Consider the following 11,761-nt stretch of genomic DNA (forward strand, 5'->3'; position numbering starts at 1 on the left):
ATCTTCTGAGTTGAAGTTTAGTGCGCCACTGCTTAAGTCTAGCGAATATGAAACAGATTCACACTCTCTTGTCCGTCAGCACAGCACTTTCCGCAGCTTTGCTTCTTTCCTCTTGTGGAAAACAGGAAGCTGTTGGCGACGTTCCGTCGAGCGAAGAGCTCGCTCAACAAGCAGATGCTGCCAGCAAAGCTATTCGGGATGAAGAAGCCGCCGCCAATGCCGAAGGCGCAGAAGCCGAACCAGTTTTGGATAGCGCTGCGATGACCAGCTATGCCAATGCATTGCGCGGTTTTACAATCATGGTTCCTAAAAATTGGGCCGCAGACGAAGAAGCCAGTGATGACAATGGGCGTATCTTCAAGGATGCCGAATCGCAAGCCAGTCTAACTGCGGGTTGGATTGAAAATCGCGAAGATGCTGATTTGGCTGCAGCGGTAAAAGCCCTGGAAGATGCTGGCGAAGGCATGAGCGGCGATTATGTCAACGAAAATGAATATCGGGCATCGGGTACGCTTTCCCAAGGCAACAAGACCGCGCAACGGATCCTGCGCAAACCTGATGGTACGATGATCAAAGCGGAAATCAATTACCCCGCTGATAGTGCGGATAAAATTGATGGGTTGTCGGAACAGATTTTGGATAGCCTGGCCCTACAATAGACAGTTACCGTCGGGACTAGATCACGGTCGATTAGCGGCCTAGCTTCGCATCAAGAAAGCCCGGAACAGGTCCGTTCCAACCCTCATCTGCTTCGTCTACCGGCTCCACTTTCGGTACTGGCCGGGACGGCTTGCTTTCAATCTTTGCGGCCTTCATCTTTTTCTGTGACGGCTTGTCTTTCGAAACAGGTTCGTCAGACTTTTGCCCTTTAAGCTTTTTCTCAAAGGACTTGTTATTGGATGCATTCTTTTCAGGTTTGACCGATTTGATATCCCGGATAGGTAATTTTATTCCGGTCAGTTTTTCAATGCTATCGACATGCTCGTCATCACGTTTGGTGACAAAGGTTATGGCAACACCGGTTGCCCCGGCCCGTCCGGTCCGACCGATGCGATGAATATAGTCATCGGGATGCCACGGAATATCGAAATTGACGACATGGCTTACACCCTTAATGTCCAAGCCCCGCGCGGCCACATCGGATGCGCATAAAATGTTGATCTCACCCGACTTGAACCGTTCCAATTCGGCAAGGCGAGAAGTTTGATCCATATCGCCATGGATTTGCCCGGCATCAAACCCGTCTTTGCGCATTTGCAAACACAGATCACGCACTTCGGTTTTGCGATTGCAAAAAATAATCGCCGTGTCGACGCCCTCATTGTCCAATATGCCGTAAAGCAATTTTCGTTTCGCTTTGGGCGCAACCTGAATGATTGATTGGTCAATCGAGGTGTTGGCCGTGGCCGGTCGAGAGACTTCTACCGATTTTGGATTGTTCAAAAATTGATCGGACAGTTTTTTGATCGGCGGGGGCATTGTCGCTGAAAAGAGCATAGTTTGACGCGATGCCGGCAATTTCGAACAAATTTGTTCAATATCAGGTATGAAACCCATATCGAGCATGCGATCCGCTTCATCAATGACCAAAAGCTCACAACCCGACATTAAAATCCGACCGCGTTCAAACAGATCCATCAAACGTCCGGGCGTTGCAATCAAAACATCCACGCCTTTTTCCAACGCTTTAACTTGATCGCCCATTGATACGCCGCCAATCAACAAGGCCATGCTGAGATTGTGATTCTTGCCATATTTTTCGAAATTTTCGGCAACCTGCGCAGCAAGCTCTCGCGTAGGTTCCAGGATCAACGAACGCGGCATACGCGCTCGAGAACGCCCATGGGCCAATATGTCGATCATGGGTAAAACAAAGCTGGCGGTCTTGCCGGTGCCGGTCTGGGCAATGCCGATAATATCTTTCATCATCAAGACCGGAGGAATGGCTTGGGCTTGAATTGGGGTCGGTTCATCATAGCCCACATCAGCTACGGCTTTTAACAATTCATCAGAGAGGCCGAGGTCGGCAAATTTCATAATTTTTCCGGAATATTACGGTGCATAATCGCACAATCCACACGCCTGTAAAAGCTGTTCGCGGGGATGGTGGGAATCGCTGCTTTTGTCAAGTTATCAAGCGCGATCGCCTAGGCTAGCTATTGCAGGAATTACGATCGCTATTCTGGCACCAGTAACCGGAACCGATCAATCTCACATTTAGATCCGGTCCGTGAATGCAATATATCGCGGTTCACGCAGATTTTACCATCGCGTGATTTTTCCATGTAGAAACCCGAATAAAAGCTCCGTGCCTGGCATTTCTTCTTCAGCCTTGCACGAATCTGCTGGCGGTCTCTCGTCACCAGATCGAGATAGCGTTCGCCAAATCTCTGCACACCAAGTATGTTTCTCATCGGCAGACATTTACCGATTTTCTTCTCGCGATAGCTTCTGGGTGCGGCGTTGCGGGGCACATCAGCCAAAGCCGAAGCCACGAGAGGCCGGCGCCTTGGCACCCTAATGATCACGCGCTTTTCTATTCGTACCTGTGCAAACTGAAGGCCCGTTGGACTGACAAAAACACCTTCTCTCGCCGAAGACGTCGTCGGGCTTGGCGACTCTGCCGAAACGGGTGCCGCTAGCAACAATGACACAAAGAGTGAAAGACTCACCGAAAACCCCTGATTATCATGATCTCGGATATAGTAACGGTGATTGAACAATTGATGAACTATATTTTCAGATCAATTGTTGGCGCATCACCAATAACTATCTATATCGGAGCCATTGTTCAAAAAATTGGAGCTGGGAATGTCGTCAACACCGGATTGGCTCAATGACATGGCGGAAATAGTGGGGCCAAAAGGCTTCACTTGCGCTGCAGAGGACATGGCGCCATGGCTCACCGATTGGCGGGGGCGTTATACAGGGACGGCCCTGGCTTTGGTGTCACCAGCTTCCACAGCAGAAGTTGCTGCAATTGTAAAAATTGCGCACAAACATGCGATTGCCTTGGTTCCGCAAGGCGGCAATAGCGGTATGGTTGGCGGCGCCACCCCAGATCCGGAACAAAATTCCGTTCTCTTGTCGCTGCGCCGCATGAACCAAATTCGGCATATTCATGCTGAGGATCAACTTGCCGTTTGTGACGCTGGCGTGATCCTGCAAACCCTTCACGAGGCGCTGGAACCCCAAAATCAGCGCTTTCCCTTGACGTTGGGCGGAAAAGGATCCGCCACGATCGGCGGATTGGTTTCGACAAATGCCGGAGGCACACAGGTCCTGCGGCACGGAACCATGCGCGCCCTCGTAGCGGGTCTGGAAGCCGTTTTGCCCGACGGCAGTATATTTGAAGGATTGTCAGCATTGAAAAAAGACAATCGCGGCTATGATCTCAAACAATTGCTAATCGGTGGAGAAGGAACCTTGGGCATCGTCACCGCTGCCACATTGAAAACTGTACCTTCGCTCGTCGACCGCTGTGTAGCGTGGGTCGGACTCGCGACCCCACAAGCCGCTTATAAGCTGTTTCAATTTCTCAACATGCGGCAAAGCGAAGCATTGGAAGGTTTTGAAATTATCCCCAACACGTGCCTCGCCGCCGTGTTGAAGCATATTCCTGATACCCGTGCACCCTTAACCGGCGACAATGACTGGAATGTGCTGATCGAATTTGTTCGCGACCAACCTTCGGCTGATAATCCGATGCAATTGGTCGAAAGTCTGCTCGCGGACGCTATGGAACAAGGTTTGATCGATGATGCGGTCCTCGCCGCCAATGAAACACAAGCTGAGGCTTTTTGGAAAATTCGCGATTCCATATCCGAAGCGGAACGCGCCACGGGCCCGGCATTGCAACATGATATCAGCGTGCCTGTAGCCGAAATGGCGAATTTCATCACCCAGGCGGGCGAGCAAATTGAAACGACCTTCCCGGGTACAGAAGTGGCTGCATTTGGTCATATGGGGGATGGCAATGTCCATTTTCATGTCAAAGCGCCGCGCGATATCAAAACCGGACCGGCCGGAAATAAATGGATGCGTGATTCATCGGAAACCATTTCTCCCAAAGTGCATGACTTGGTGGTGGATGCTGGCGGCTCAATTTCTGCTGAGCATGGCATCGGTCAAAGCAAACGGGATGAGTTAGAAAGATTATCTGGTGATGCCCGTATTTTGGCGCTGACAGCCATAAAAAGAGGTCTTGATCCAAAAAATATAATGAATCCGGGCAAGCTAGTTCCTCTTGCGTCTCACTCCTAGGCCACTTAAAGCCGGTGCAACATATTACCTAACTGACAAATATTTTTCGGAGAATTTCATATGGCCAGCGCGCCTCAAGCTCAAGCCCTTCCAATGTTCTACAACGATCTCGTTCCGCTCAATTCGAAGGATCACGCAAAATGGACAGTCAAAGGTCTCGATGATGCTTCTTTCATGCAAGAACAACATGCTGTTCCATTGACAATAGACGAATTTTTGAACGCGGCTCGCAACTACCCGATTGTTTTTTCGATGGGCGAAAACAGCGTTCCTCTCATTCTTATGGGTCTCAATGAAGGAGTGAATACTTTCATGGGGGATGATGGCCGGTTCAATCAATTGGCTTATATTCCGGCCTATGTCCGCCGCTATCCTTTCATGCTCGCCAAATTGCGACCTGATGCAGAGGAATTGTCCCTTTGCTTTGATCCGACAACCGGCGCAATTGGTGAGTATAAAGAAGGCGAACCTTTGTTTGACAAGGATCAGCCTTCGGAAAAAACCAAGAGTATTTTGGAATTTTGCGAACAATTCGAGCAAGCGGGCCAACGGACCGGACAATTTGTTGAAGAACTCAAAAAATTAGACCTGCTGATGGACGGAGAAGTGGCTATCCAACAAGCCGGAGTCGAACAACCGTTTGTCTATCGCGGTTTTCAGATGGTCAATGAAGAAAAACTGCGCGATTTACGCGGTGATGAACTGCGCAAAATCAACCAAAATGGTATGTTGCCGCTTATTTATGCACATCTCTTCTCGCTGCAGATCATGCGGGAAGTTTTTGCGAAACAAGTCGAAGCTGGCAAAGTTCCGCAAGTCTCCGAAGCACCGACGGTTTGAGCGCTATTCGAACCATTGCGGACCAATAAATTCACAATTGGGTCTTGCAAGTCGTATCACAAGAGACCACATTACGAGTCGTACCGGTTCACATCCCCCGATTAAACCGGTGCAGGCGTTCGAAGAATGCCACCTCCCTGAACCTTGGCCACCTCGCTCTTGTAGCGGGGTGGTTTTTTTTGATCATCGCCCGTGCGACACCCAATATTATTCGGCGGCGAGCAAGAATTGTGAATTGGCGTGATCAACGAGATGCTGCGCCAGTTTCAGCACCAAATTCGCAATATCGGGCAAGAGCGCGGATGGTTCCCGCATCGCGCTATCAAGGTAACAATCCCGGTTAACCTCGAGTTGAATAGCATGCATGTCGCGTTCGACATGACTGTGGCGCTCTAATATATATCCCCCGGCATAAGGATGATTAAGGCGCGTTTTGAAGCCAGACAAATCCAGAAAGGACATGCACCGCTCGGAATAACGAGAGCCAGCGCTGCGTCCGAACCGGTCGCCCACAACTATATCGGTTCCATCCGGGTCAGGGTTCGGCGGCGGCATGCTATGAATATCTAAGAGCAAGGCGCAACCAAATTTAGCCCGAAGCCGCTCCATAATTTCGGCAATGCTGTGATGATAGGGTTCATGGCATTGATCAATCCGATCGCGGACCGCGTCCCACTGCCATTTCTTCCGCCATAAATTACCCGTACCGTGCAATCGGCTGGGAATCAGTCCTAGGCCGCCGCGCACTTTCCGGCTCGGCGCGGGTAATTGGGATTGCGTCAAACCATTAATCATGTCGGCATCCAATTCCGTGGGATTACGATTCAAATCCACCCAGGCTCTGGGATGATGGGCGATAATGGCCGGAAAGCCCGCTGCAATGGCGGCACTTGCCAAGCGATCCGCATATCGGTCTTCCAGGCGCAAAAGATGCGCTACAGGCACCGCCAGATTGTCTAATAACTCCCGCGGATAGACCCGGCCGGCATGCGGCACGCTGATCAACAGGGGGAAATCTAACGGTGCAGTATTATGATGAGTAAAAGGCCCATCTTCGGATAGATTGTGCATTAAATTTTCAATTGTCTCGGCCGTCATAAAAATCCATCCGCTTGTGAGGACGTTATCGCATAAAATTCATCAGCAGAACCAAAATATTAAGAGATTTGCGCCTATAGAGGATTTTAGGCATAAACAGCCCGATTTTATGGTGACGGTAATAGGGAATGACCCAAGCAATGATCAGAATTCTCCTAGCGGAAGACGAACAAGCGATGCGCGATCATCTCACCCGCGCTTTGCAAAAATCCAATTATGAAGTGGTTGCGGTAGACCGCGGAACCGCCGCTGTGCCTTATTTGGAGTCGGAAAAATTTGATCTGCTGCTGACGGATATTGTGATGCCCGAAATGGACGGAATTGAGTTGGCTCAACATTGTGCCAAAATTTCTCCCGATACCCAGGTCATGTTCATTACCGGCTTTTCTGGCGTGACTTTGCGCGCGGGTGAATCCGTTCCCAAGGCCAAAATTTTGTCCAAACCGTTCCATTTGAAAGATCTGGTCCTCGAAGTGCAGCGGCTATTTGAACCAGATAGTATCGGCGAACTGAATTAAGTCTTGCACCCCGTCTGGCGGCTGGCTAGACGGCCTGCAGCGTGGGCGTATAGCTCAGTGGTAGAGCACTTCGTTGACATCGAAGGGGTCGGGAGTTCAACTCTCTCTACGCCCACCATTTTTCAGGCAGCAAGTGCAATATGAACCGCCAGATCCCGACTCGGTGACCGGCCGTGCCATGCCGAATAGGCGCGAGTGAAGGCGCTCAGTTCACTATAGCCCAATTTCATCGCAATATCCGTCAATGACCGCCGGCATTCCAAGAAATAAAGCAAACAGGCATCTTTGCGCACTTGCTCTAATATTTGCCGAAAAGAAGCACCTTCAGCCACCAGTTTGCGCCGCAAAGTCCGTTCCGCCATGCCAAATGTTTCTGCCGCCGCTTCAAGGCTGAGGCCGGACTTATCCAATAGTCGGAACAGATAATTATAACTGAGATTGGTCAGAGATAGCGATTTTCTAACGCCTCGATTTAAACGGTTTAGCTGATCCAAATTAACCCCGGCAACCATCGCATTGCGCAGCGGATTGGGTAAGTCGACCAAATGCGGATGCACTTCCAAACAGGTTTGTGACTGGTTGAAATAGCTCGGAACTTTCGCAGGACGATTCGCTTTCACCAAATTGCCAAGAAGATGGCGCGGCGCTCGATGCTGGAAATAGGCTGCTTTTATCGGCGAAGCCCGGCCTTCGGTCAGAACCAAACTGGCCTCGATAAGAAGAGCGAATATAATCGCAGTCAAATCGTAACCCGCCGGATGTTGCCGGTCCCAAATCAAGCGACATGTCGAACCGGTCCGTTGCCAGCGCAACATCGGCGTGTCGACCCCGAGATCCATCGTCATTGCAAAAGCACATAACGCATCACCCACTGTCTCTTCGAATAAGGCGGCATAGCCGCTATCGGAAAATCCCGTTGGCATCATCCCGCTGCCAATTGCGGCGTAAATGCTGTCTTGTTGTAATTCGCCTGCAGCAGCATTGCACATGGCGGTTAGCCTATAACTGTCAAAAATTGCCTGGGGATCACGCAATTGCCAGGCCGACAAATCCGATGCCGTCAATAAAATCGGTCTACGGGCACCCAGAACCTGGCAGCTGCGGAATAATTGGAACAAAAATTGAGCAGATATTCGGAGATTATTTGAATTTGCTGGATCCATTGGAGACACTATTGGCAGTTAAAATAGTATCTCAACGGTCTTTCGACCAATATGCCTATTTAACGACGAATAGGTCGTTTCCAACAAGTGGAAGGCCGCCACTCCGCATAACCCGTGCAACATATTTCTTTATTAGCTGGTCGGGGCTTTAGTAGCGAATGACGCTCGCACCCCAAGTAAAACCGCCGCCCATCGCCTCTAGCACCAAAAGATCGCCGGTATTTATCCGTCCATCACGCACCGCCGCGTCCAACGCCAAAGGCACAGAGGCGGCTGATGTATTCGCATGTTGATCGACGGTTTTAATCACTTTTTCAGGCGCGAGGTCGAGTTTTTTTGCGGTGGCATCCAATATCCGCGCATTGGCCTGATGCGGCACCACCCAATTAATATCGGCGATCGATTCGCCTGCTGCTTCGAGCGCTTCTTGCAAAACAGAAGACAGATTCACGACGGCGTGGCGAAACACTTCACGCCCTTTCATCCGCAATTTACCAACCGTCCCAGTGGTTCCGGCACCGCCATCGACATAAAGCAATTGGTTATGCGCACCATCCGCGTGCAATCGCGTCGCCAAAATGCCTTTGTCCGTTTCTTCACCCGATAATATTACCGCGCCAGCGCCATCGCCGAAAAGAACGCAAGTCGCGCGATCTTCCCAATCTAGAATGCGGCTAAACGTCTCCGCGCCGATGACAATGGCATTTTGGGCGCTGCCCGCACGGATCATGCTCTCTGCGACCGACAACGCATAAAGAAAGCCGGAGCAGACCGCAGCCACGTCAAAAGCGACGCCGCCATTGCAGCCCAATTCATTTTGCACAATCGTTGCGGTAGCCGGAAACGTCTGATCCGGCGTCGCTGTTGCGAGAACTATAAGATCAATATCTTGTGGACCGAAAGGCGAAGCATCAAGCGCCTTGCGAGCCGCTTCGACGGCAAGCGTCGATGTGGTTTCATCCGCTTCCGCTATATGACGAAACTTAATACCGGTGCGCTCGACAATCCAATCGTCGGTCGTGTCTACTTTTTCGGCCAGTTGAGCATTGGAAACCCGGGTTCGCGGCAAAGCAGAGCCCGTGCCCTTGATGACCGCGCGTCGGGCGGTCCCAACACTCATTTCGCGGTGACTTCCAACGGAGCCTCGGCGCTGATTTTTTTCAGATCTTCGCTTATCCGCTCCAAGATGCTATCCTCTACCAGCCTTGCTGCTACTTCCACCGCATTGGCTACGCCTTTTTCGTCGGCACTGCCATGGCTTTTTACGACCACGCCGTTGAGACCCAGAAAAACCGCGCCATTATGATTATTCGGATCAAGATGTTCCTTCAAAAGCTCCGTCGCCGGGCGCGAAATCAGAAAACCAATTTTAGACCGCAAGGAACTCAAAAAACTGCGTTTCAGCAAATCCGTGACAAAACGTGCGGTGCCCTCCAGGGCTTTCAACGCGATATTGCCAGAAAACCCATCTGTGACAATGACATCCACTTCCCCGGTGGAAATTTTATCCGCTTCGGTAAAGCCCTGAAAATCCATCGCCAGACCGCTGGTATTTTTCAGCATATCAGCAGCATTTTGCAAGGTGCCCGTTCCCTTACCGTCTTCGGTCCCGATGTTCAGCAATTTGACAGTTGGTTTTTCAAACCCGTGCATGATCCGGCTATAGGCCGCGCCCATGACCGAAAATTGGACCAGATTTCGACTGTCACATTCGGCATTGGCACCGAGATCAAGCATGACTACATCGCTGTCTTTCATCGTCGGCAACAAGGCGGCCAAAGCCGGGCGGTCAATGCCCGCCATGGTCCGCAATGCCAATTTCGAAATCGCCATTAAGGCGCCCGTATTGCCTGCACTAACCGCTGCACTGACTTCACCGGATTTTACCGCTCCAACGGCCATACCCATCGATGTTTTTTTGGATCCACGCAGCGCTTGACTGGGCTTAGCATCACCCGACACAATGTCTTCGGCATGCAAGATTTCAGATGCGGCGTTGAGATTAGGATGGCTTTTCAGCGCTTCCTTAATTTTCGCTTCGTCGCCAACAAAGAGAAATTGAAACCCCTCGTGGCGATGGCGGGCAAGCGCCGCGCCAGCGACCATAACCTGCGGGCCGACATCGCCGCCCATCGCGTCAATTGCGATTCGCGGCCTCATCCCCACCGGTTATTCCCCTTATTTGATTGCGTGATAGTCGCGACGTTAATCGATTAGAGTCCAAAAGACTACAGATCGACCGCCATAACTTCACGGCCATTATAAAAGCCGCAGGCTCCACACATATGGTGTGGGCGCTTCAATTCACCGCAATTGGGACATTCCTGATATGCTTCTACTTTCAAAGCATCATGGGAACGGCGCATTCCGCGCTTGGACGGCGTAGTTTTTCGTTTAGGGACAGCCATTGCTAAGCCTGCTCTTTAAATTTCAAATGTCTTATATCTGCGCAATAGGTTAAATGCCTGTTATCGACAAGCCAGTCTCTGAATATATTGAGAGAATCACCTGCCTCATACAATCAACAAATTGCACGCGAACGGCGGCTATAACGATTTTCCTGTGCGTTGCAAGCATTCTACTACTATAGATAGGTCGGAAAAACGACAAAGGCAGGGGAAACCATGGTTCTACCAATTACTTTGACTATTGCTGGCGCAGCAGCGCTGATCAACATCTGGCTGATGATTCGGGTTGGACAGGTCCGTTCATCCGAAAAAGTCGATGTCGGTGATGGCGGGAATGAAAAAGTTATCCGGCGTATGCGCGCGCATGCCAATTTTGGCGAAAGCGCTCCGATCGTCTTGATTCTTATCGCGGCAATAGAATGGTCCAGCGGCTCTCCGATCTGGCTTTGGATTGTCGGCGGCCTTTATATGGTGGGCCGGCTCGCGCATGGGCTTGGCATGGATGGCGGAGCATTGGGCAAGGGCCGAATGATCGGCACCATCTTGACCATGTTGATCATGCTCGGTCTCGGCGGATGGGCTATTGCTATTCCGTACATGACACCCGCTGGATAACGATATTGCGCCGGATGCGCCCGATCTGCCGCGCAAAAAAAGGGGCCGCACCATTTCTGGGCGGCCCTCTTATCCATTAGGCTAAGATCAATCTCAGCACATTAGTCTTCTTTGACTTCATAATATTGCGGCGCCGCAATATTCAGAATTTCAAGAATTTTTGTCAGAGCAGTCGGCTCATCGGTTTCTTCCATCGCGGCCAGTTCACGGGCCAGACGACTAGAGGCAGCTTCGAAAATCTGCCGTTCGGAATAGCTTTGCTCGGGCTGATCATCGGCTCGGAACAAGTCACGAGTGACTTCCGCGATCGAAACAAGATCACCAGAATTGATCTTCGCCTCATATTCTTGCGCCCGGCGTGACCACATGGACCGCTTGACTTTGGGCTTATCTTTCAGTGTTTCCAGCGCTTCTTTCAGCGTTTTGTCGGATGACAATTTGCGCATGCCGACGCCTTCGGCCTTGTTCATCGGAACCCGCAATGTCATGCGTTCTTTTTCAAAGCGCAGAACATAAAGTTCCAATTGCATCCCAGCAATTTCTTCATTTTGCAGTTCGATAACACGGCCCACACCATGTTTAGGATAAACCACATAATCGCCCACATCAAAGGACAGCGTATTCGCAGCCATAAAAAGCCTTTCTTTCTCTATGGAAAAACAGGATTAATTCGGTCAAATTTTTCAAAAACCCCGACAAATAAACCCTTTTGTTCATATATATAACGACCGAACACCCCCCGTGCCCAGCCGCTAACCAACATTAGTGTTAACAGATTCGTCACAAAAAAGCAATTTATCGTTGCATCGCACAACTTTTAGGACCTCAGGCACCGGGCGCGGGCATCCGCCCGCTT

Annotated in this window: 13 protein-coding genes and 1 tRNA gene; 6 read left to right on the top strand and 8 right to left on the bottom strand. The window is 50.7% G+C overall.

The features are described from left to right. Positions 1-47 precede the first annotated feature (47 nt). Complete coding sequence (locus ABJU74_RS05675) at positions 48-659, top strand: hypothetical protein (protein WP_348383191.1); 612 nt, start codon at positions 48-50, stop codon at positions 657-659. Positions 660-690: 31 nt separating this feature from the next. Here ABJU74_RS05675 and ABJU74_RS05680 read toward each other — a convergent pair whose 3' ends face one another. Both ABJU74_RS05680 and ABJU74_RS05685 read right to left on the bottom strand, forming a co-directional pair. Then, on the bottom strand, positions 691-2,037 hold the full coding sequence (locus ABJU74_RS05680; RefSeq protein WP_348383192.1) for a DEAD/DEAH box helicase: 1,347 nt from the start codon (positions 2,035-2,037) through the stop codon (positions 691-693). Positions 2,038-2,177: 140 nt separating this feature from the next. After that, positions 2,178-2,672 carry a hypothetical protein gene (locus ABJU74_RS05685; RefSeq protein WP_348383193.1) on the bottom strand — a complete coding sequence of 165 codons (495 nt, stop codon included), beginning with the start codon at positions 2,670-2,672 and terminating at the stop codon, positions 2,178-2,180. A 139-nt stretch (positions 2,673-2,811) separates the two neighbouring features. Here ABJU74_RS05685 and ABJU74_RS05690 point away from each other — a divergent pair, with 139 nt between their 5' ends. Then, a complete protein-coding gene (locus ABJU74_RS05690; protein ID WP_348383194.1) occupies positions 2,812-4,263 on the top strand; it encodes an FAD-binding oxidoreductase in 1,452 nt (483 codons plus the stop codon). Between the two features lie 60 nt (positions 4,264-4,323). Further along, positions 4,324-5,103 carry a SapC family protein gene (locus ABJU74_RS05695; protein WP_348383195.1) on the top strand — a complete coding sequence of 260 codons (780 nt, stop codon included), beginning with the start codon at positions 4,324-4,326 and terminating at the stop codon, positions 5,101-5,103. A 207-nt stretch (positions 5,104-5,310) separates the two neighbouring features. Here ABJU74_RS05695 and ABJU74_RS05700 read toward each other — a convergent pair whose 3' ends face one another. Further along, complete coding sequence (locus tag ABJU74_RS05700) at positions 5,311-6,201, bottom strand: N-formylglutamate amidohydrolase (RefSeq protein WP_348383196.1); 891 nt, start codon at positions 6,199-6,201, stop codon at positions 5,311-5,313. Between the two features lie 140 nt (positions 6,202-6,341). Between ABJU74_RS05700 and ABJU74_RS05705 the strand changes: the two genes are divergently transcribed. Then, positions 6,342-6,719, top strand: a complete 378-nt coding sequence (locus tag ABJU74_RS05705; RefSeq protein ID WP_348383197.1) for a response regulator — start codon at positions 6,342-6,344, stop codon at positions 6,717-6,719. A gap of 43 nt (positions 6,720-6,762) precedes the next feature. Continuing rightward, positions 6,763-6,837: transfer RNA gene (locus ABJU74_RS05710), tRNA-Val, on the top strand. A 4-nt stretch (positions 6,838-6,841) separates the two neighbouring features. On the opposite strand, the gene ABJU74_RS05715 is transcribed toward ABJU74_RS05710, so the two are convergent. The 4 genes from ABJU74_RS05715 to rpmF all read right to left on the bottom strand — a co-directional run bounded on the left by ABJU74_RS05715 (position 6,842) and on the right by rpmF (position 10,290). Further along, positions 6,842-7,783, bottom strand: a complete 942-nt coding sequence (locus ABJU74_RS05715; RefSeq protein WP_348383198.1) for a helix-turn-helix domain-containing protein — start codon at positions 7,781-7,783, stop codon at positions 6,842-6,844. Between the two features lie 247 nt (positions 7,784-8,030). Then, the gene (locus ABJU74_RS05720; RefSeq protein WP_348383199.1) at positions 8,031-9,002 is read right to left on the bottom strand and encodes a beta-ketoacyl-ACP synthase III; all 972 of its coding nucleotides are present in this window, start codon (positions 9,000-9,002) and stop codon (positions 8,031-8,033) included. Beyond that, positions 8,999-10,042 carry a phosphate acyltransferase PlsX gene (gene plsX / locus ABJU74_RS05725; protein ID WP_348383200.1) on the bottom strand — a complete coding sequence of 348 codons (1,044 nt, stop codon included), beginning with the start codon at positions 10,040-10,042 and terminating at the stop codon, positions 8,999-9,001. Before plsX ends, ABJU74_RS05720 begins: the two co-directional genes overlap by 4 nt. Before the next feature lie 68 nt (positions 10,043-10,110). Then, positions 10,111-10,290: a 50S ribosomal protein L32 gene (gene rpmF / locus ABJU74_RS05730; RefSeq protein ID WP_348383201.1), complete on the bottom strand. Its 180-nt coding sequence runs from the start codon at positions 10,288-10,290 to the stop codon at positions 10,111-10,113. A gap of 216 nt (positions 10,291-10,506) precedes the next feature. On the opposite strand from rpmF, the gene ABJU74_RS05735 reads away from it, so the two are divergent. Continuing rightward, complete coding sequence (locus ABJU74_RS05735; protein ID WP_348383202.1) at positions 10,507-10,905, top strand: MAPEG family protein; 399 nt, start codon at positions 10,507-10,509, stop codon at positions 10,903-10,905. A 101-nt stretch (positions 10,906-11,006) separates the two neighbouring features. Here the strand turns inward: ABJU74_RS05735 and ABJU74_RS05740 are convergent, their stop codons facing one another. Continuing rightward, entirely contained in the window at positions 11,007-11,537 is a 531-nt protein-coding gene (locus ABJU74_RS05740) for a CarD family transcriptional regulator (RefSeq protein WP_109355750.1), read from the bottom strand. Positions 11,538-11,761 lie beyond the last annotated feature (224 nt).

The sequence above is a fragment of the Parasphingorhabdus sp. genome, from assembly GCF_039982415.1.
In the GTDB taxonomy this organism is placed as follows: Bacteria; Pseudomonadota; Alphaproteobacteria; order Sphingomonadales; family Sphingomonadaceae; genus Parasphingorhabdus.